Origin of the sequence: Cobetia marina, assembly GCF_001720485.1 — a bacterium.
Taxonomy (GTDB): domain Bacteria; phylum Pseudomonadota; class Gammaproteobacteria; order Pseudomonadales; family Halomonadaceae; genus Cobetia; species Cobetia marina.
On the sequence record NZ_CP017114.1, the window covers coordinates 3,054,392 to 3,075,065 of the forward strand.

General features: G+C 63.7%; 18 protein-coding genes. 4 read left to right on the top strand and 14 right to left on the bottom strand.

Annotated features, from left to right (window positions below; genetic code table 11):
* Nucleotides 1-174: 174 nt before the first annotated feature.
* From acpS to BFX80_RS12875, 9 genes are all read right to left on the bottom strand, one after another.
* The gene (gene acpS / locus BFX80_RS12835; RefSeq protein ID WP_077372179.1) at nucleotides 175-552 is read right to left on the bottom strand and encodes a holo-ACP synthase; all 378 of its coding nucleotides are present in this window, start codon (nucleotides 550-552) and stop codon (nucleotides 175-177) included.
* A complete protein-coding gene (gene pdxJ / locus BFX80_RS12840) occupies nucleotides 549-1,373 on the bottom strand; it encodes a pyridoxine 5'-phosphate synthase (RefSeq protein WP_077372176.1) in 825 nt (274 codons plus the stop codon). Before pdxJ ends, acpS begins: the two co-directional genes overlap by 4 nt.
* A 103-nt stretch (nucleotides 1,374-1,476) precedes the next feature.
* On the bottom strand, nucleotides 1,477-2,193 hold the full coding sequence (gene recO, locus BFX80_RS12845) for a DNA repair protein RecO (protein WP_077372173.1): 717 nt from the start codon (nucleotides 2,191-2,193) through the stop codon (nucleotides 1,477-1,479).
* A gap of 147 nt (nucleotides 2,194-2,340) precedes the next feature.
* Nucleotides 2,341-3,285, bottom strand: coding sequence for a GTPase Era (gene era, locus BFX80_RS12850; protein ID WP_077373161.1), 945 nt, complete (start codon nucleotides 3,283-3,285; stop codon nucleotides 2,341-2,343).
* A gap of 92 nt (nucleotides 3,286-3,377) precedes the next feature.
* On the bottom strand, nucleotides 3,378-4,070 hold the full coding sequence (rnc, locus tag BFX80_RS12855) for a ribonuclease III (protein ID WP_077372170.1): 693 nt from the start codon (nucleotides 4,068-4,070) through the stop codon (nucleotides 3,378-3,380).
* 343 nt (nucleotides 4,071-4,413) lie between these two features.
* Nucleotides 4,414-5,217 (bottom strand): signal peptidase I, encoded by an 804-nt coding sequence (gene lepB, locus BFX80_RS12860; RefSeq protein WP_077372167.1) that lies wholly within the window; start codon nucleotides 5,215-5,217, stop codon nucleotides 4,414-4,416.
* 54 nt (nucleotides 5,218-5,271) lie between these two features.
* Nucleotides 5,272-7,092 carry a translation elongation factor 4 gene (gene lepA, locus BFX80_RS12865; protein ID WP_084209117.1) on the bottom strand — a complete coding sequence of 607 codons (1,821 nt, stop codon included), beginning with the start codon at nucleotides 7,090-7,092 and terminating at the stop codon, nucleotides 5,272-5,274.
* 276 nt (nucleotides 7,093-7,368) lie between these two features.
* Nucleotides 7,369-8,775 (bottom strand): DegQ family serine endoprotease, encoded by a 1,407-nt coding sequence (locus tag BFX80_RS12870; RefSeq protein ID WP_065392616.1) that lies wholly within the window; start codon nucleotides 8,773-8,775, stop codon nucleotides 7,369-7,371.
* Between the two features lie 258 nt (nucleotides 8,776-9,033).
* Nucleotides 9,034-9,504: a SoxR reducing system RseC family protein gene (locus tag BFX80_RS12875; RefSeq protein WP_077372161.1), complete on the bottom strand. Its 471-nt coding sequence runs from the start codon at nucleotides 9,502-9,504 to the stop codon at nucleotides 9,034-9,036.
* A 146-nt stretch (nucleotides 9,505-9,650) separates the two neighbouring features.
* Here BFX80_RS12875 and BFX80_RS12880 point away from each other — a divergent pair, with 146 nt between their 5' ends.
* Nucleotides 9,651-9,899 carry a VF530 family protein gene (locus BFX80_RS12880; RefSeq protein ID WP_084209118.1) on the top strand — a complete coding sequence of 83 codons (249 nt, stop codon included), beginning with the start codon at nucleotides 9,651-9,653 and terminating at the stop codon, nucleotides 9,897-9,899.
* 205 nt (nucleotides 9,900-10,104) lie between these two features.
* On the opposite strand, the gene BFX80_RS12885 is transcribed toward BFX80_RS12880, so the two are convergent.
* Together BFX80_RS12885 and rpoE are read right to left on the bottom strand one after the other, a co-directional pair.
* Complete coding sequence (locus tag BFX80_RS12885; RefSeq protein ID WP_084209119.1) at nucleotides 10,105-10,821, bottom strand: sigma-E factor negative regulatory protein; 717 nt, start codon at nucleotides 10,819-10,821, stop codon at nucleotides 10,105-10,107.
* Nucleotides 10,822-11,142: 321 nt separating this feature from the next.
* Nucleotides 11,143-11,745 (bottom strand): RNA polymerase sigma factor RpoE, encoded by a 603-nt coding sequence (gene rpoE / locus BFX80_RS12890; protein WP_077372152.1) that lies wholly within the window; start codon nucleotides 11,743-11,745, stop codon nucleotides 11,143-11,145.
* A 529-nt stretch (nucleotides 11,746-12,274) separates the two neighbouring features.
* On the opposite strand from rpoE, the gene BFX80_RS12895 reads away from it, so the two are divergent.
* The gene (locus tag BFX80_RS12895; RefSeq protein ID WP_077372149.1) at nucleotides 12,275-13,363 is read left to right on the top strand and encodes a 3-deoxy-7-phosphoheptulonate synthase; all 1,089 of its coding nucleotides are present in this window, start codon (nucleotides 12,275-12,277) and stop codon (nucleotides 13,361-13,363) included.
* 172 nt (nucleotides 13,364-13,535) lie between these two features.
* Here the strand turns inward: BFX80_RS12895 and dinG are convergent, their stop codons facing one another.
* Together dinG and BFX80_RS12905 are read right to left on the bottom strand one after the other, a co-directional pair.
* On the bottom strand, nucleotides 13,536-15,674 hold the full coding sequence (dinG, locus tag BFX80_RS12900; RefSeq protein WP_084209120.1) for an ATP-dependent DNA helicase DinG: 2,139 nt from the start codon (nucleotides 15,672-15,674) through the stop codon (nucleotides 13,536-13,538).
* A 183-nt stretch (nucleotides 15,675-15,857) separates the two neighbouring features.
* On the bottom strand, nucleotides 15,858-17,162 hold the full coding sequence (locus BFX80_RS12905; protein ID WP_084209121.1) for a DEAD/DEAH box helicase: 1,305 nt from the start codon (nucleotides 17,160-17,162) through the stop codon (nucleotides 15,858-15,860).
* Nucleotides 17,163-18,106: 944 nt separating this feature from the next.
* On the opposite strand from BFX80_RS12905, the gene BFX80_RS12910 reads away from it, so the two are divergent.
* The gene (locus tag BFX80_RS12910) at nucleotides 18,107-18,373 is read left to right on the top strand and encodes a hypothetical protein (RefSeq protein WP_077372139.1); all 267 of its coding nucleotides are present in this window, start codon (nucleotides 18,107-18,109) and stop codon (nucleotides 18,371-18,373) included.
* Nucleotides 18,373-19,185, top strand: a complete 813-nt coding sequence (gene xthA, locus BFX80_RS12915) for an exodeoxyribonuclease III (protein WP_077372136.1) — start codon at nucleotides 18,373-18,375, stop codon at nucleotides 19,183-19,185. The genes BFX80_RS12910 and xthA overlap by 1 nt, the downstream gene beginning before the upstream one ends.
* A 136-nt stretch (nucleotides 19,186-19,321) precedes the next feature.
* Here xthA and BFX80_RS12920 read toward each other — a convergent pair whose 3' ends face one another.
* Nucleotides 19,322-20,650, bottom strand: coding sequence for a hypothetical protein (locus BFX80_RS12920; protein ID WP_084209122.1), 1,329 nt, complete (start codon nucleotides 20,648-20,650; stop codon nucleotides 19,322-19,324).
* Nucleotides 20,651-20,674 lie beyond the last annotated feature (24 nt).

The window sequence follows — 20,674 nt, forward strand, 5'->3', positions numbered from 1 at the left end:
TCGCCAATCCTTTTTCTCTTCCCTTTTCCGCCCCCTCCTCACCATCCCACTGCCGACAACGACAACGCCACCCTGGCCGCAAGGCGAGGGTGGCGTTGTCATGTCCAGCACTTGTCAGCGGTCAGCGGTCAGCGGTCAGCGGTCAGCGGTCAGCGGTCAGCGGTCAGCGGATGCTCAGCGCTCCAGCACCACGAAGGCGATGGCCTGATCACGCTCATCACTGATCGACAGATGCAGATGACGAATCCCGGCACGTGCAGTCAGCGCTTCCGCCTCATCTGACAGCACGAAGGACGGCTTGCCCAACGCATCGTTCACCACCTGGATCTGGGTGAAACGCATGCCCTGGCGCAGCCCGGTGCCCAGCGCCTTGACGAAGGCTTCCTTGGCCGCGAAACGCTTGGCCAGAAAAGCCGCCGGCTGGGGGTGATCCGCGAAGCGTGCCAGCTCCTGCGCTCCGAGCAGACGCCGAGCGAAGCGCTCTCCGTGACGTGCCATGCCGGCCTCGAAACGCTCGATTCGCGCGATGTCCGTGCCTATCCCGACGATCATCCGCAGCAGCCTGACCCTTGCACGTGCTCATGATCCTCATCGTGCTCATGGTCATGGTCGTGTGCATCCAGCGCTGCCATCAGCCCCGCTTCCTGTCCGGCGATGCACAGGCGCTTCATCTCGATGACGGCCTCCTTGAGGCCGACGAACATGGCACGCGCGATGATCGCATGGCCGATGTTCAACTCGTTCAGCCCCGAGATGCCCGCGATGGCCTCGACGTTGTGATAGTTGAGACCATGCCCGGCATTGACGATCAGGCCCAGCTCGTTGGCGAGCTCGGCTGCAGCCGCGATGCGCTCGAATTCGACACGCGCCGCTTCACCGCTGGCATCCGCGTAGGCACCGGTGTGAAGCTCGACGACTGGCGCCCCGGCCTCGAAGGCGGCCCGAATCTGCTCAGGCTCCGGGTCGATGAACAGCGAGACTTCACAGCCCGCCGCCGCGAGACGCTCACAGGCCGCACGGATGCGTTCCAGATCCCCGGCGACATCCAGACCACCCTCGGTGGTCAGTTCCTCGCGCTTCTCCGGCACCAGGCAGACATTGGCCGGACGCACTTCCTCGGCCAGCGCCAGCATCTCGTCACTGACGGCCATCTCGAGATTCATGCGCGTATTGAGCACCTCGGCCAGAAGACGCACGTCGCGCTCCTGGATATGGCGACGGTCTTCACGCAGGTGCACGGTGATGCCATCGGCGCCGGCTTCCTCCGCGACCAGCGCGGCCTGGACCGGGTCCGGATAACGGGTGCCACGCGCCTGGCGCAGAGTGGCGATGTGGTCAATATTGACCCCGAGCAGGATACGCAGCGGGTGCATGATCAGCTCCTAGCGATGGAGATGGAAAATAGGCATGGCAACAGGTGCCATGACGAAGACAGCTTGCATGACGACAGGATACGACCTGCAGGCAAGGCCCGCATCATCCCGTCTGACGACTTTCACGTCGCCGGGCGGTCAGCTGACGCATCAGTTCACGCGAGCGCAGCGGACGCTCTCCCAGCAATGGCGCCAGTGCGCGCCGCGCCAGCCATAGACTCTCGCGCGACAGGCCGGCGTGCCCCCAGTCCTCACTGGCCAGCAGCTTCAAGGCACGCCCCTCGATACCTGCCGCCCCCTCGGGTTGGGCGCGAAAACGCCGCTCGCTGGCGACATAGTCGTAGCGCACGTCGGGCATCAGAGGGGCATCCTCCAGCGTACGAAACTGCGGCAATTGCTCAAGGGCTTCCAGCAGGGTGTATTCCAGTCGCCTGAGTGCCGGGGCGCGACGAGCAGGCAGCGCCACGTCATCCAGGGTCAGCGAATAGAGGGCGAACAGCTCCGGTACCGGCATTTCCACCGGCAAGGTGCGCGTCAATAGCTCATTGGCATAGAAGCCACACAGAAGCCCTTCCCCCGCCAGCAGACTGGCGCTGCCGCCGGTCTCCATCAGGTTGAGCGTCTTGAGATCGCTTTCCCCGCGCCAGGTGACGTGCAGGGGAGTGAACGGCTGCAGTCGCGCCCGCGACTTGCTGCCCGGACGCTGGACACCGCGTGCCACCGCGCGCACCCGACCATGCTCGAGGGTCAGCAACTCGATGATGGCACTGGTTTCACGATACGGCTTGCGATGCAGCAGGAAGGCCGGTTGCGGCGTCATCGGACAGGCTCACGACAGAGAGGGCTTGCGGACAGGGAAGATGGCATCCGGCAGAGGCGAACGCCGAGCATCAGGCGATGCTCGACTGATGAGGCCACCCGTGGCGCGGCAGTCGTCTTGCCTGCCGCACCACGGGTGCGGGGAGCATCAGTCCTTGTCGTGGGTGTAACCCAGGCTTTTCAGGGCGCGCTCGTCATCCGACCAGCCACGCTTGACCTTGACCCACAGGTTGAGCATCACCTTGGCATCGAAGGCACGCTCCATCTCGAGACGCGCTTCGCGACCGATGTTCTTGATGCGCTCGCCATTCTCGCCGATCAGGATCTTCTTCTGGCCCTGACGCTCGACCATCATCAGCGCGCTGATGTGCAGCGTGCCGCGCTGATCGGTCTTGAATTCCTCGATCTCGACGGTCATCTGGTACGGCAGTTCGTCACCCAGCTGACGCATCACCTTCTCGCGCACCAGCTCGGAGGCCAGGAAACGTGAGCTCTTGTTGGTGATCTGATCATCCGCGAACATGTGCTCGCCGTGCGGCAGACGCCCCATCACGTTCTCGAGCAGCAGGTCGATGTTGGTGCCATTCTTGGCCGACATCGGGATGATGGCCGCGAAGTCACGACGCTCCTGAAGACTCTGGAGCCAAGGGGCCAGAGTGGTCTTGTCCTTCAGCCAGTCGATCTTGTTGACGACGAGAATCACCGGCGCCTTCACGTGGGCCAGCTTCTCGAGCACGATCTGGTCTTCTTCCATCCAGCGGGTGCGGTCGACGATGAACACCACGGCGTCCACATCGCGCAGCGCCTGGGTGGCGGTCTGGTTCATGAAGCGGTTGATCGCCTTGTTGCGATCGCGCTGCATGATGTGGATCCCCGGGGTATCGACGAAGACGCACTGGGTGCCGTCCTCGGTGTGGATGCCCATCACCTGGTGACGTGTGGTCTGCGGACGACGCGAGGTGATCGAGACCTTCTGGCCCAGGATGTGGTTCATCAGCGTCGACTTGCCGACATTGGGGCGCCCGACGATGGCGACGAAGCCACAGCGGGTATCCGGCAGCGGCTGATCGCTGACACCGGCGGCCGCCAGCATGCCCTCGAGGGCATCGGCGTTGCCGGTGTGCGTCTCGGTAGAGGCATCAGGGGCGTCGCCGCTCGGGGTGACGTTGTCTTCTGGGGTATGGCTCATGAGCGGCCTCCGCGGGCAGGTTCGAGCAGTTGCAGCGCGAACTCGGCCGCCTGCTGTTCAGCATGGCGACGGCTGGAGCCGACGCCTGTGGTCTTGGTGTCGATCATCTCGACGTGGCAATCGACGCTGAAGGTCTGCGAATGCGCTTCGCCTTCGACGCTGGTCACCTCATAGCGCGGCAGGGCCGCCTGACGCGATTGCAGGAATTCCTGCAGACGTGTCTTGGGATCTTTCTGGGTGTCCTGAAGGTTCAACGCCTCAAGACGGCTGTCGTACCAGCGCAGCACGTGTTCACGCACGACCTGCATGCCAGCATCCAGATAGATGGCACCGATCACGGCTTCCACGGCGTCAGCCAGGATGGATTCGCGACGATGACCGCCGCTCTTCATCTCGCCGGAGCCCAAGCGCAGGTTCTCGCCCAGCTTGAACTCACGGGCAAGCTCCGCCAGGGTCTGGCCCTTGACCAGACGCGCACGCAGGCGTGACAGCTGGCCCTCACGGGCCTGGGGGAAGCGCAGGAACAGCGCTTCGGCGATCACGAAATTGACGATGGAATCGCCAAGAAACTCGAGCCGCTCATTGTTCTGGCCACCATAGCTTCGATGGGTCAATGCCAGTTCCAACAGACTGGCATCCTCGAAGGTGTGGCCGATACGCTTTACAAAGGCATTCAGCGGGCTACTCACAGGTCTCCCTACTCTCTTTTTGTCGCTGACGCCCGCAGGCGTCCTGTCGAATGGTGCATCAGTCTTGACGGCTGATGCCTGTCGTCATCGACATGCTTCGCGATGCCCGAAGCCTACACGGCTTGAGGAGTTGCCGATCGCCACCATCCCAATCCGATATTCGTCAGCCGCGCTGCCCGCAGGCTCGTGGCCTCGGGTCCGACATGATGAACAGCAGGTTGACATGGCAGGCACGACGCATCGTCCCATGTCGAAAGATCCGTCCTTGCGGTACTGGCACGCCGCCGGGCGGCGCTGCCAGACACGACCGGGCCGCCTCTCGGCGGCCCGGTCAATGCACTGATCAATGAATCAGGCGTACCGAGGAAAAGTCCGGGAATCCGTCCTTCCAGTGCATCCACACCGCGACCGCCTTGCCGACGATGTTCTCTTCCGGCACGAAGCCCCAGTAGCGGCTGTCGTTGGAATGGTCGCGGTTGTCACCCATCACGAAGTACTGCCCTTCAGGCACCCGGATCTCGCGCATCTGCGGACCGGGGTCCTGAGGGTTATTGTAGATTTGATGGGCGTGTTTCCCCAGTGTCTCATCCAGCAGACTCTCGCCGGGCTGCTCACTGACGTTGCGCGCATTGAGCGTCTTGCTGACCGCCTGACCATTCACGTAGAGCTGCTTGCCCTCATAGCGAATGGTGTCACCGGGCAGACCGACGACGCGCTTGATGAAGTTGGTGGACGGGTCCTCCGGGAAACGGAACACCATCACGTCACCACGCTCGGGCTCGCCGACCTCCAGCACCTTGGTGTCGACCACCGGCAGGCGCAGGCCATAGTCATACTTGTTGACCAGGATGAAGTCGCCGATCTTGAGCGTCGGCAGCATCGAGCCGGAGGGAATCTGGAACGGCTCATAGGCGAATGAGCGCACCACCAGCACCAGCAACAGTACCGGAAAGAACGACTTGGCATAGTCCACCAGCCACGGGTCCCGCGTCAGCTTCTCACGCGTACCACTGTCCAGCTCCCCTTCGACGGATGCCTCGGCCTTGGCCAGACGCGCCTTGCGCGCACCGCGCAGGGCAATCAGATCTATCAGCCACACCACGCCGGCTACCGCTACGGCAATCACCAATACTAGCGAGAAATCCATCGTCATCCCTGTCTGCCCTGGGTCTTGGGGCAGGCCGCCAGCCGGCGGCCTGCATCAGTCGTTCATCTTGAGCACGGCAAGGAAGGCGTCCTGGGGAATTTCCACCCGGCCGACCTGCTTCATGCGCTTCTTGCCCGCTTTCTGCTTCTCGAGCAGCTTCTTCTTGCGGCTGACGTCGCCGCCGTAGCACTTGGCGGTCACGTTCTTGCGCAGCGCCTTCACGGTGGAGCGTGCCACGACCTGACCTCCGACGGCCGCCTGGATCGCCACGTCGAACATCTGACGCGGGATCAGTTCCTTCATCTTCTCGACCAGCAGTCGGCCACGGCCGTGAGCATGGTCGCGGTGGATGATGGCCGCCAGCGCATCGACGCGATCGCCATTGATCAGCACGTCCAGACGTACCAGCTTGGCCGCCTCGAAACGCTCGAAGCTGTAATCCAGAGAGGCATAGCCCTTGGAGATGGACTTGAGGCGATCGAAGAAGTCCATCACGACCTCGGCCATCGGCAGCTCGTAGACCAGCTGGATCTGGCTGCCCAGGAACTGCATGTCGAGCTGGACGCCGCGACGATTGACGCACTCGGTGATGACGTTGCCGACGTATTCCTGTGGCACGAGGATGGTGGCGCGGCAGATCGGCTCACGCAGTTCATCGACGTTGGCCATGTCCGGAAGCTTCGAGGGGTTGGACACCGGCAGCACTTCGCCGTTGTCCATCAGCACCTCGTAGATCACCGTCGGCGCAGTCGTCAGCAGGTCGAGATTGTACTCGCGCTCCAGACGCTCCTGGATGATCTCCATGTGCAGGGTGCCCAGGAAGCCGACGCGGAAGCCGAAGCCCAGTGCGTCGGAGTTCTCCGGCTCGTAATCCAGCGAGGCATCGTTGAGCGCCAGTTTCTGCAGCGCGTCACGGAAGTCCTCGTAGTCATCGGAGCTGATCGGGAACATGCCGGCGTAAACCTGCGGCTTGACCTTCTGGAAGCCCGGCAGACGCTCGACCTTGTCGGCCGTCTTGGTGTGCACGATGGTGTCACCCACCGGCGCGCCCATGATGTCCTTGATGCCGGCGACGATGAAGCCTACCTCGCCGGCACGCAGCACACCGGTTTCCTTGCGCTTGGGCGTGAAGATACCGATCGCGCCGGTTTCCCAGTCGCGGCCGGTGGACTTCAGGCGGATCTTCTCACCCTTCTTCAGGGTGCCGTCGAAGATACGCACCAGCGAGACGACGCCGAGGTAGTTGTCGAACCAGGAGTCGATGATCAACGCCTGCAGCGGCGCTTCCGGATCGCCCTTGGGCGGCGGAATGTCACGCACCAGACGTTCGAGCAGCGCTTCCATGCCCATGCCGGACTTGGCCGACACCTGACAGGCATCCGTCGCGTCCAGACCGATGATCTCCTCGATCTCCTGGGAGACCTTCTCCGGGTCCGCCTGCGGCAGATCCATCTTGTTGAGGACCGGCAGCACCTCGAGGCCCTGCTCGATGGCGGTGTAGCAGTTGGCCACCGACTGGGCTTCGACGCCCTGACCGGCATCCACCACCAGCAGCGCCCCTTCACAGGCATACAGCGAGCGCGAGACTTCATAGGAGAAGTCGACGTGGCCCGGGGTATCGATGAAGTTCAGCTGATAGGTATTGCCATCATCGGCGTGGTAGTCGAGGGTCACCGACTGAGCCTTGATGGTGATGCCGCGCTCACGCTCGATGTCCATCGAGTCAAGCACCTGCTCCTTGAGCTCACGGTCACTCAAGCCTTCGCACAGCTGAATGATGCGGTCAGCCAGCGTGGACTTGCCGTGGTCGATGTGGGCGATGATTGAAAAGTTGCGGATATGCTTCAAGGACGGCGGCGTTACGCGTTCGGTCATGGATCACTGCTCTGTATTTGTGCCCGTCTCCGTGAAATCACACGGCCAACACGGGAGACGACGGAAATCGAATTGCACGCATTGTACAGTCCGACTTGAGGCGATGATAGAAGGCGTTACCTTTTGCACCTCTCTCACCCAGCCGTTCGAACGGCAGCCACAGGGCAATCCTCATGCTTGCGAGCCCCGCGAGAAGGGGCTCGCCCCTGAATGCAGACGGGGCGCACAGTCGCCCGTGCGCCCCGTCGTCACTCGCCTCCCTTACTGGCGTCCGCGTCATTCATCGCGCATGCGCAAAGCGATGTACAGCGGGCGACCGTTGCGCACCAGGCGCAGCGAGACCGGGCGATCCGCCGGCAGCTTGGCCACCACGTCACGCAGCGACTGCACGCTGGTCAACGGCTGCTGATTGAGCTCGACCAGCACATCGCCGGCAGTGATGCCCGCCTCTGCCGCCACGCCCTGTGGGTCGACCTCCAGCACCTTGACGCCATTGTCGAGGTTCATGTCTGCCAGCGCCGCCTTGCCAAGCTCGGTCACGGCAATGCCCAGGCCTTGCTTGTCATTGCTGGCAGCGGCGATCTTGTCCTGATCGCTGCCCGGCCAGTGACCTACCTTGGCCTGCAGGGTCTGATGCTTGCCATCTCGCAGGATGGAAAGCTTGAGCGAATCCCCCGGCGAGCTGGCACCGACCATGCGCGGCAGATTGGCGGAGGTTTCCACCTCATCGCCATCGACCGCCATGATGATGTCGCCCGCCTTGAGGCCGGACGCTGCGGCCGGGCCATCCGGGTCAAGATCGGCGATCAGCGCGCCACGCGCCCGGTCCAGCCCGAAGGATTCGGCCAGATCCTTGGATACCGGCTGGATGACGACCCCCAGCCAGCCACGATCGACGCGACCATCGGTCTTGAGCTTGTCGGCCACATCCATCGCCACATTGATGGGAATCGCGAAGCTCACCCCCATGAAGCCACCGGAGCGGGTGTAGATCTGGGAGTTGATTCCGACCACGTCTCCCTCGAGATCAAACAGCGGCCCCCCGGAGTTGCCCGGGTTGATCGCGACATCCGTCTGGATGAAGGGCACATAGGCATCCGAGGGCAGCGTGCGATCGATGGCACTGACGATCCCCGCCGTGACGGAGTGATCGAAGCCGAACGGCGAGCCGATGGCCGCCACCCACTGACCGACTTCCAGGGCATCACTGTCGCCCATCGGCAGAGTGGGCAGATCATCCGCCTTGACCTTGAGCAGCGCGATATCGGTCTTCTTGTCCTCGCCGACCACCTGAGCCTTCAGCTCCCGACGGTCATTCAGGCGCACCATCACCTCGTCGGCACCATCCACGACGTGGGCGTTGGTCATGATGTAGCCATCGTCGGAGATGATGAAGCCGGAGCCGAGGCTGGAGCGCTTCTCGATCCCCCCACGCCCCTGACCGGGGAACTGATCACCGAAGAAGTGCTTGAAGAACTCCGGCATTTCCTGGCCATCCGGGCCACGGAACACCGGGCCCGAGGTACGTTTGATCTCGGTGGTGGTCGCGATGTTGACCACGGCAGGCGCCGAATCCTTGACCAGCTGGGTAAAATCGGGAAGTTCACGCGCCTGGGCCATCTGGGCACCCATCAGGGCAGCCATGGCCAACGCGGGCGCCATCAGGCGAGAAAGCGATTTCATCGATGCGACTCCTGGTACGTCCTGTCACTTGTTATGAGGCACGCTGTCACTTGCCATCCAGCATGCTGACGCCGCAGGCGACGTCCCATTCATTGACGCCAAGACGGCGTTGAAGTTCAGCGAATGATACCGCGCTCGACGCAACCTCAGGTCGCATGAAAGCGACAGACGACATGCAGCAAGCATTCTCGGGGACGGGCGAGGGTCGACCACTGCCGCTCACGCGCGCGAGCAGCTGTCAGCCGAGCACAAGAGCCGTCAGACGGCCTTGATGGCCAGCGAGTCCACTCCCAGGCGACGCAGCAGGCGGGGACGATACAGCGCCTGCTGCTCAGGACGCGCGGCATGCCAGCGCACCACGCCCAGCCCCGCCGCCAGCGAGAGCGCAAAGCCCAGCGGCACCACCAGAGCCCCTGCGCCTGCCAGCTGCTCGGCCACGATACCGCCGAGCATGCCACTCATCAGCGGCAGGCCATACAGCAGTCCGGCACTGCGCAGGAAGGCGGATTCGTCGATACCGATCACGACCCGTTCGCCGACCATCGGCCACGCCTCGCCAAGCGGCACATGAATCAGCACGCGGTGTGCCTTGCGGCGCGAGAACTGGCTCAACAGCCCGCTCCCGCAACTGCTGCGAGCCTTGCAGGCTCCGCAGGTGGAGCGGCGCTGGGTCTCGACCCACACCCCTTCCCTGCCATGACCGGTGACCTGCCCTTCTTCCTGCATCATCTTGCCGACTCCTGAAATCTCGCCACCTGCCGGCAGCACATATGGGTAGAATAACGCCTTTCAGGGGGACGCTTCACCTCACCCCGCCGCCATTGCCCCTCATCCCGGTCGACCGAGATGACACCCATGTCCGCACAGGAACTCTCATGAGCGAAGCACCGCCACCCTCCACCTCGCGTCTCGACCCCCTGCACGGGGTCACCCTCAAGGCGTTGCTGACCTGGCTGGTCGACCATTACGGATTCGAGACGCTGGGCGAACTGATCCCCATCAATTGCTTCCTGAGTGACCCCAGCATCAACTCCAGCCTCAAGTTCCTGCGACGCACGCCCTGGGCACGCGCCAAGGTCGAGGCGCTCTACATCCAGACGGCAGATCGCTATCTACATGACTGAGGCGGAGAGTGGCCACACCGCCAGGTGACGGCGCTGACCGGACGCGACCAGGATATGCGGGCGCAACCAGAATATGCGGGCGCAACCAGGATATGCAGACGCAAAAAGAGGGGCAGCCATTGGCTGCCCCTCTTTTCCTGTCGCCACTTGCTGCTTTCACCTACCCTGGCAACGACGCCATCGCAGGCCAGTCATCCCGCGAAGGTTACTGGGCGACATCCTGCAGACTGATCCATTCGCTGCGCTCCGGCACGGGGCCGCGCTCGGACGACTTGCTCAGGTACGCTTCAAGCAGTCGACGCTGGGCAAGATCCGCCGCCGCGACGTTGCTGGACGACATGCCGGATTCATAACCGCCATTCTGCGGGGCCATGAACATGGGACGCGACGGAGAAGCCGTCACGCCGACCTGCATCAGGCCGCCTGCAGCACTCGGTTGTGCCCACTGGGAAGCCTCGGCATTCACGGACGGCTGGCTGACCTGATGCACCGCGCCACCCTGCAGGCCTGAAGCCCCGCTGGCCAGCTCCGCGCCTGAGCCGTTGAGGCTCGGCACGCCGGTGTCAGTGCCGTTGAAGACCTGCACACCGGTGATCACCATCACCGCGACACCCGCCGCGATCGCGGCAGAGCCTGCGAAGGAGAAGAGGCTGCGGCGCTCGGCCACGGGTTCGGCAACCGGCGCTTCACGGGAGATCATCTCGACCTCGGCACTCACGGCCGCCGAGATATCCATGGTGAAGCTGCTCTCGCGCTCGCGGTGCATGACGCTGCGCGCAAGATGATAGCGACGCCAGGTGTCTGCCGCCTCAGGCGATTCGTCGAGCCCCTTGAGGACACGTCGCAGATCCAGCTCGTCACCCTCCGCATCCATCAGCGCGGACAGCGACTCCTTCACGGATTCGGTGGTCTTAAGATTCATGCGTAAATACCCTCACACTCGACAGGCCATCACGGGGCACAACCTGCATTTCAGACAACGAATGGCGTCATGACACGACTGGCTCGCTGCATGACTCTTGGCGGCCCGACTGAACGAACCGGCAATCTGCACACTATGATCACGCGCGCGCCAGTTCGTTCCGCGATTCATTCAGAAAACATTCACTTTTCATGCACTATCTGAACAAGCCATTGTTTTTGATGAGTTTTCTCGACAGACAAGGATGTAGACCATCGGAGACAGATACCTGCCTGTCGGGTCCTGCTCGACCGCCAGACGCCGTCCTCAACTGTGCCCCTCTCAGTCAGCTACCGCCCCAGCTGCAGCAGGACTGAGCAGCCCCTGGATGGCCTTGTCCACCGATTCGCGAGCACGGAAGATGCGTGAGCGAACGGTCCCCACCGGGCACTGCATCACCTCGGCGATATCCTCATAGGACAGACCGTCGAACTCGCGCAGCGTGATGGCGGTGCGCAGGTCTTCCGGCAATTTCTCGATAGCATCGAACACCACCTTCTCCAGCTCGTCACGCGCCATGGCCGCTTCCGGTGTCTCGACATCCGCCAGACGCCCGGACTGATCCAGCACCTCGGCATCCCCGATGTCCAGATCCGTCCCCGGGGGACGCCGCCCCCGCGAGACCAGATGATTCTTGGCGGTATTGATGGCGATGCGATACATCCAGGTATAGAAGGCGCTCTCCGCCCGGAAATTGGGCAAGGCGCGATAGGCCTTGATGAAAGCTTCCTGGGCGACATCCTGGACTTCGGCATGATCATGCACATAACGGCTGATCAGGCCGAGAATCTTGTGTTGATACTTGTTGACCAGCAGATCGAAGGCGCGGTTATCCCCTTTCTGGGCGCGCTCGACCAGCTGCTGATCTGTCTCATTGACACTCATTCACTCGCTCCCTCCGCGGGAGTGGAGGCACCGCTAGAGACGACTCGCAAAGACGTCCCCGGGGCATCAGTACCTGAAGGAAATTGCGACTCGCGCATATGGAATCCGGCCCCTTTGACATTCATGCTCATGGATGCGTCGCGCAATTCGAACAGCACACTGGCTACCTTGCACCCGTTCGGGCGACCAAAATCAACGCACAGTGTTCCTGTTTATCATTTGCACGGCAAGACACGTGGTGGCCAAAGCCACAGGTTTTCCATGCCTACGCCTGAGATGACCGTGTTTGGCGACGCTGACTCGCTCAAGTGTAACGATTACTTTACGACTGACTCATTGCCAGGCATGACACTCGCTCCTGATCCCTCCATTTACCTTGACAGGTGATTTATATTGCGCCAAAGCCGCTGACAAGCGTCAAAGCAGCAGATACCATGGAGCCATTCACGACTCCACTCACGGCAGGGGGACAGCCTCTGCCAGGATCTGCGCTCACGATTGCGGACCGAACAACGCTCAGGACACCGTCATGTCAGAACAGCACGTCAACAACCTCAACGTCCTGTCCCAGGATGTACTGATCACTCCGCAGGCGCTCAAGCAGGACATCCCGCTGACCGACAAGGCCGAGCAGACCGTCATCGAAGGCCGTCGCACCATCCAGCGCATTCTGGACGGCGAGGATCCGCGCCTGCTGGTGGTGGTCGGCCCCTGCTCCATCCATGACCTGGACGCCGCCCGCGACTATGCTCGCCGCCTGAAGGTGCTCGCGGAAGAGGTCAAGGACAGCCTCTACATCGTGATGCGCGTCTACTTCGAGAAGCCGCGCACCACGGTCGGCTGGAAGGGATTGATCAACGACCCGCACCTCAACGATTCCTTCGAGATCGAGGAAGGCCTGCACATCGCCCGCGGCCTGCTGGTCGAACTGGCCGAGATGGGCCTGCCGCTGGCCACTGAAGCGCTGGACCCGATCTCCCCGCAGTACCTGCAGGACTGCATCAGCTGGTCCGCCATCGGCGCGCGCACCACCGAATCCCAGACTCACCGTGAGATGGCGTCTGGCCTCTCATGCCCGGTCGGCTTCAAGAACGGCACCGACGGCTCGCTGGATGTCGCCGTCAACGCCCTGCAGTCCGTCTCCCACGGCCACAACTTCCTGGGCATCAATCAGGCCGGTCAGGTCGCGATCATCCGCACCCGCGGCAACGCCTACGGCCACGTCGTGCTGCGGGGTGGCAACGGCAAGCCGAACTATGACAGCGTCAGTGTCGCCCTGGCCGAGCAGGAACTGGCCAAGGCCGGCGTCACCGCCAATCTGATGGTCGACTGCTCCCACGCCAACTCCAACAAGGACCCGGGCCTGCAGCCGCTGGTGCTGGAAAACGTCACTCAGCAGATTCTCGAGGGCAACCGCTCCATCATGGGCCTGATGGTCGAGTCGCACATCAACTGGGGCGCCCAGAAGATCAATGCCGACCGCAGCAAGATGGAATATGGCGTTTCCATCACCGATGCCTGCATCGACTGGGCGACCACCGAAGAGACCTTCAAGACCATGGACACCAAGCTCAAGGACGCCCTGCGCGCCCGTCTCGAGCAGTCCGCCGAAGCCTGATACGCACCGGACAGGCAGACAGAAAAAGCCCCGCCGATCGGCGGGGCTTTTTTGTGGCCACTCAGTACTTGCGAATCAGTACTTGCGAATCAGTACTTGCGAATCAGTACTTGCGAATCAGTACTTGCGAATCAGCACTTGCAGATCAGTACTTGCAGATCAGGCTTGCGGCTCAGTTCTGACGTACGCCGTCAATCTCGCGCACGAAGGGCGGCAATGCCTCGATCAGCTGCTGACCGTAACGCTTGGTCAGAATGCGCCGATCCAGAATCGTGATGCGCCCCTCATCGGCCTCCTTGCGGATCAGGCGCCCGCAGGCCTGTACCAGCTTGATGGACACATCGGGCACCGCGATGCGCATGAACGGATTGCCGCCTCGCGACTCGATCCACTCTGCAAGCGTCGCACCGACCGGGTCATCCGGCACCGCGAACGGCAGCCGCGTGATCACCACATGGGTCAGGTACTTGCCGGGCAGATCGATCCCCTCGGCGAAGCTCGCCAGACCGAAGATGATGCTGCCGCGACCACCATCCACCGCCTTGCGGTGCTGACTGAGCAGCTCGTGCTTGGGCAGGCGACTCTGGGCCAGCACCCGCTTGCGGGTCTCGTTGTCCAGCGCCTTGTTGACCGCCGCCAGCTGCTTGCGCGAACTGAACAGCACCAGCACCGCCTCGCGCACATCCAGCGCATTGACGAAATCGACGATCGCCTGCTCATGCGGGCCGGGCGGCGACGGTTCTACCGCCTCGCGCGGGATGGCCAGCACCGCCTTGCCATAATCGAACGGGCTGGGCAGTCGCTGATAGCGATAGCGATTGGCCAGACCAGCGCGCTCCTGCAGGCGCTCGAAGCGGTTGAGCGCCGTCAGGGTCGCGGACGTCAGTACCGCGCCGAAACAGGTCCCCCACAGGTGGCGCGCCAGGGTCTCCGCCGCCGAGACGGGGCTGGCCGAGACGGTCATCTCCGGTTCGCCATTGAAGCGCTCGAAGGTCAGCCAGCGCGCATGCGGCGGGCCATCCGCGGGGTCGCTCAGGCCGATGGCCTCCCACAGCGCATGGGCTTCCAGCGCACGTCCATGCAGCAGGGCCACCAGCGGCAACCAGTCCTCAGCATTCTCCTTGGGCAGGCCTGTCGCCTTCTCCGGGTCCAGACTCTCGCGCAGGATATCGGCGATCTGCTCCAGCGCCCGTGACAGCTCCGCGAAGCCCTTGAGCAGATTGTGCCCCAACTCCTTGAGCGCCTGCGGTGCCTGGCCGCGCTCGAAACGATGATTGGTGGCATCATCGCCCGCCCCCTCCGGCAGGTCAGCCAGCTGGTGGCCCAACCCGAACACCTCGCCCAGCCGCGGCTCGATGTCGGCCAGCAACTCCGGCATGCGCGCCAGCAGGCGCCCGATGGTCGGCTGACTGCCCAGCGCCGCGTTCAGCTCGGTGAGCGACTTCTTGAGATTGCCCAGCCAGCGCAGCGTCTGATTGATCGGCGTGCGGTGGTGGAAGTGATCCAGCGCCTTGTCCGGCAGGTGATGCGCCTCATCGAAGACGTAGATGCAATCACTGGGCGAGGGCAGCACCAGCCCGCCGCCCAGCGAGAGATCCGCCAGCACCAGATCATGGTTGGCGACGATGATGTCGGCCTGCTCCAGCTGACGGCGGGCACGGAAGAAGGCGCACGCCGAGAAGTGGCTGCAGCGGCGATTGGTGCACTGGCGGTGGTCCGTGGTCAGCCGCGCCCAGTCGCGATCCTCGACCTGCAGCGGCCAGCTGTCGCGGTCCCCGGCCCACTCGCCGCTGGCATAGTCCTCGGCCATCTTGCCGGCCAGCTCCACGAAGCTGCCGCCATCGCTGGCGATCATGTCGCGCTCGAACAGCGCCATGGTCGGGTTGTCCTCGACGCCTTCCAGCGCCTGATCCAGCTTCTGTACGCACAGATAGCGCCGCCGCCCCTTGGCCAGCGCATAGTCGAAGGTCAGCCCCGAATGCTTCTTGAGCGCCGGCAGGTCCTGATGCATGACCTGCTCCTGCAACGCGATGGTCGCGGTGGAGACCACCAGCCGCTTGCCGCGTGCCTTGGCGACCGGCAGCGCGGAGAGCAGGTAGGCGAGCGTCTTGCCGGTACCGGTACCGGCCTCCAGCACGCAGACGTGCTCGTTGCCGAGGCGATACCCTTCCGGATTCTGCTCGATGTTGCCCAGGGTGCGTGCAATCTCGGCGATCATCAGCCGCTGTCCATAGCGCGGCGTCAGCTCAAGCCCCTCAAGCAGCTTGCGATAGGCGGTCTGAATCTCGCCCTTGAGACTGTCTTCCAGCATTGCGTGTCTCTCCTTGTGCCGAGCTGACCGCCGTGCGGCGCCCTAGCGCAAGACGGCGAACAGCCTGAGCTGTTCGCCGTCCATCACTTGCTGTCTTCTGACTGCGCTGCCGAGCCATGCCCTGATGAGTGGCATCGGTCATCCAGGCCAGACAGTCAGCATGAGCGGGGTATCACCCCCGCGTCACAGCATGCCCTGTGGCGGTTGCTCGCGGGGCAGCGTTTCCTGGATGTACTCCTCGATCTCCGGCAGGGAGAACACATCCTCCTCGCCGATGAAGCTGATCAGGCTCACGTCACTGAAGCTGGCACGATGCACGTAGTCTTCCGGCACCTCCGGCAGCGTGAAGTTGATGGCATGGGTGGCATCTTCCAGCGGCAGTCCCCGCCCGGCCACGTCACTGACCACCAGCACCTTGAGCTTGCCGTTGCGGAAGGCTTCCTGCGCCTCGAGACGTGCCGTCTGGGTCTCGGCACCCGACATCAGCGCCACCTCGATGCCTGCCTCACGCAGAGCGGCATCGATGCGACGCACCAGCGCACGGGTATTGCCGAACACCACCACGCGCTCCAGCGCGTCCTGCTCGACGAGCTTGACCAGCAGTCGCAGCTTGTCGTCGTCGCTGACGGTGTAGGCCTGCACGCCCGCGTTGTCCGCCGGGATGGCGGCCGCGGCTTCATGCTCCACCGCCACCTGAGCGGCCTCATGCGTCCACTGCTCTGCCAGGCCCAGCACGTCGGAGGACAGCTCGGCGGAGAACAGCAGTGTCTGGCGCTCCTCGGCACGCGGTGTGGCGCGGATGATGCGCTTGACGTCCGGGATGAAGCCCATCGACAGCATGCGGTCGGCCTCGTCGACCACCAGCACTTCGGTCTCGGAGAGATCGACATCGCGCTTGGTATGGAAGTCCAGCAGGCGACCCGGCGTGGCGACCAGCAGGTCGACCTTGCGCTCGAGACGCTCACGCTGCTTCTGGTAGTCCATCCCGCCGACCACGCAGGCCACGGAGATGCGCGCGAATTCGGAGAATGCCTTGGCATCCTTCTCGATCTGCAGCGCCAGCTCACGGGTCGGCGCGATGATCACGGCACGCGGGGCACCCGGCTTCTGACCTTCCGGCGCCTTCTCTTCCAGGAAGTAGGCCAGCGTGGCGATCAGGAAGGCAGCCGTCTTGCCGCTGCCGGTCTGGGCGCGCCCGACCACGTCACCGCCCAGCAGCGCCTTCTCGAAGGTCTGGGTCTGGATCGGGGTGCAGTATTCGAAACCGGCCTTCTGGATGGCACGCATCAACGGCAGCGGCAGATCGAAATCGTGGAAGCGCCACTGACCGGCGACCGGCGCGACCTGGAACTGATCAAGGTTCCACTTGGACTGGGAGCGACGCGGCTTGCGGCGGCGACGCTTGGGCTTTCTGGGCTTCTGGTTCGGGTCCTGCGGCTCTTGCTGAGTCTGCTCAGCGGCTGGCTGGGTCTGATCCGTCTCGCTCATGTAATCCGTTCTTTTCAAGGGTTCATATGCGACAGGCGCGGGCCGCTCTCGGAATCTCGCCACGACAGGCCACACCCGGATGGTTCGTCATGCCCAGTGGTCTCACCTGGTTCGCCTGACCCGCTTGTGACAAGCGGTCGTCTCGGGCTGCATGCGCCTTTGCCGGATTGGGAGTCATCCCGTGCCTGTCTGCTCCCCTTCGGGGGTATGCGTCTCCAGGGCCACGCAGGCCCCGGGTGCAGACATGCACGAATGCTCTCACCTGTTCTGAACGGATTCACGCATCCGGATCTCCCCTGCCCGAATGTTCGGCAGGGGCTGGAGCGGACGTCGGCCATGAGGGTCAGCTCACCTGGCATCGGTCATGTCATCGCCGCGCACAGGGAACCGACAGGCTCATGGGTCGCCACAAGGGCGGCCAGTACTGCGTGTCGGTGGAATGGTTGTCTTCTGTCATCTTCTTTGGGCCCGGCGAGGACACGCTGAACGCTTCCTGCCGGAGCGACCGGGCGGTACGTTGCAGGCCAGGTCAACGAGGCTGGCGGGTCCTGAGAGCCGTTCCCCCGGCACGACATTCAAGCAACGTGCCGCGAAGGCAGGGTACTTGAGACATGCGTGTGGAGGGTGAGGCTTCGGATCCTGCGGCCAGTCGCGAGTCGCGCCTGCGGGTAACAACGATGATGCCGGATCATTGTACCAGCACGTGACCATCTTCGCGCCCCTGCGTGGCATCGTGATGACCCCGCCCGGGCATGGGGAAACCTCCCATCACCATCTGCGTCCTGCAGGCATCAGGGGAGCGGCGTGTGACATGGCGCATGGCACCTGCCCCGTGCAGGCTGGTAGAATGCCCGCCAACTGATGCGATTGCCCGCACGCCACGCCCTGACTTGCGCGTGTGCCCGAGGCTGGCGACTGCTGACACCGAACAGGAAAGCCCGAAGATGACACGCAGAAAGAAGAGCCGCTCCATCGCCGACAAGGTGCAGATTCGCACCGGCCGCCGCAAGGACTTCAAGAAGTGGCGCGCCGAGAATCCGGATCAGGTACATTCCGGACCTCGCTATGTGGCCAAGAAGAAGGATCAGCGCAAGAGCCAGGCAGCCGCCAAGCTGGAACGCATGAACGCCGCCCCGCTGCTGCCGCTGCATCCGGACGCCCCTGCCGAGCAGGACGACAAGGGCGGGAATGATGAGGGAGGCAAGGCGTGATGCGACTGGTGTCCTTCAACATCAATGGCATCCGTGCGCGTCCGCATCAGCTGGAAGCGCTGATCGAGGCGCATCAGCCGGACGTCATCGGCCTGCAGGAAACCAAGGTGCAGGACAGCGAGTTTCCCCACGCGCACATCGAGGCACTGGGATATCACGTGGTCTGGCACGGCCAGAAGGGCCACTACGGCGTCGCGATGCTGACCCGCCAGGTGCCGAAGAAGGTGCATTACGGCATGCCCGATGACAGCGAAGATGCCCAGAAGCGCATGATCGGCGTCGAGATCGACGGCCCGAACGGCGAACCGCTGATCGTCTACAACGGCTACTTCCCCCAGGGCGAGAATGTCGAGCACCCGGTGAAGTTTCCCTACAAGACGCGCTTCTATCAGCAGCTGTTCCGCCTGCTGGAAGAGGACCACACCCCCGATCAGCACGTGGTGGTGATGGGCGATTACAACATCTCGGCCACCGACCGCGACATCGGCATCGGCGAGCCCAACCGCAAGCGCTGGCTGCGCGAAGGCAAGACCAGCTTCCAGCCCATCGAGCGCGAGTGGATGGAGCGCCTCTACGCCTGGGGCCTGACCGACAGCTTCCGTCACGTGCACCCGGAAGTCGATGACCAGTTCAGCTGGTTCGACTATCGCTCGCGTGGCTTCGAGCGCGAGCCCAGACGCGGCCTGCGCATCGACCTGATCATGACCAGCCCGGGCCTGACCCCGCTGATCAAGGATTCCGGTGTCGATTACGTGCTGCGTGGCATGGAAAAGCCATCGGACCACGCGCCCGTCTGGACCGATATCGGCTGACACGCTGAGCAACGCCAGCGCGAACACGATCGCCAGATACGCAAACGCCGCCTTCCCCCGTCTCAGGACGATCAGGAAAGGCGGCGTTTTCGTTGCACTGCCGGTCAGACAGCCAGGAGTCGCGGGGGTGGGCGCCTCAGCGCTGCGCGAGTGACTTCAGCCAGTCATCGGCCTCTTCGGCGCCGCGTGCCTGCGCCTTCTTGAAGGCCTCACGCGCGGGGTCCAGCTGGTCAAGCTGACGGGCGACCACACCGCTGAGCAACCAGTGGCGCGCGGAATCATCCCCGCGCTCACCGGCACTGGCCAGGGCACCGCTCGCGATATCCCAGCGCCCCCAGTCATAGGCCAGTTCCGCCAGCTGCCGAGCATCCTCGACACGGCCACTCTGCTCGGAAACCGTCGCCCACGCCGTCAGCGAGTGCTCGATGTCGCGCGCCGAGGTCCAGGCCTCTGCCAGCTGACGACGCAGTAACGGCGTGTCTACCAGCAACGGCTGCCCCTCGGGAGTTGCCGACGTCGAAAGTCCCGCCTCGATCAACTCCGCGGCCCGCGCCGGCGCGCCGGCGGCCAATTGCAGATCGATGCGCTGCTGATAGGCCTCGCGCCCACTGACGATTCCCGCCGCCCAGGCGGCTTCCCAGGTACTCGCCGCACGCCGCTGCTGATTGAGACGCTGATAGAGCGCCACGGCGCGCTGCCAGTCCTGCGCATCCCGCGATTCGCCAAGTCCCTGCTCGACCAGTGCCACCGCCGCAGCATGTCGTCCCGTCTGCTGATAGACGCTGACGGCAAGTTTCAGACGATCGCCTTCAGGCGCACTCGCTCTGCTGGCGCGCTCCAGCCAGTCCTCGGCCCGCGACCACTGGCCACGGTTGGCTTCCAGGCTGACGGCCAGCCACAGATCATCGGCACTCGCCGAGCCACCATGCAGGTACTCCGCCAGACGTGCGGTACCGGCTTCCTGCTCTCCCGCCCGCAATCTCAGCATGGCTTCGCGCCGCAGCCACTTGCGCGCCTGACTGGCATCGACGCCCGGCAACCGGCGCGCTTCGCCATAGAGACGCGCCGCCTGGGCCTGATCCCCTTGTCTTGCCCGCGCACTGGCGGCCAACGACAGATACAGCGCACGCACCTCGCCACGTTGCTGACGGGCTTCCCGCTCGGCACGCTCGCCGACCTCGTCGTAATCCCCCTCCTCCAACCGTGACTGGAGCGTACGCAGCTGCCCCGCGACCTCCGCCGACACGCGCATTGCCCCATTCGCGGTGGCGACGCCCCCGACCTCCATCATCAGCATCAGACAGGTGGAGACCAGGGTCACGCGCGTCAGGCGACGCCCGCCGCGACGAATCGCCGTCATCAGACGAGCGCCGAGACCTTCAGGCGTCGCTGACTCGGCAGGCGCCTGTCGCGTGGACTGCCCGCGCGGTGAGCGCTTGGCGGAATGCTTGTCTTGGTTCGACATCGTACGGATATCCTTTGCTCCACG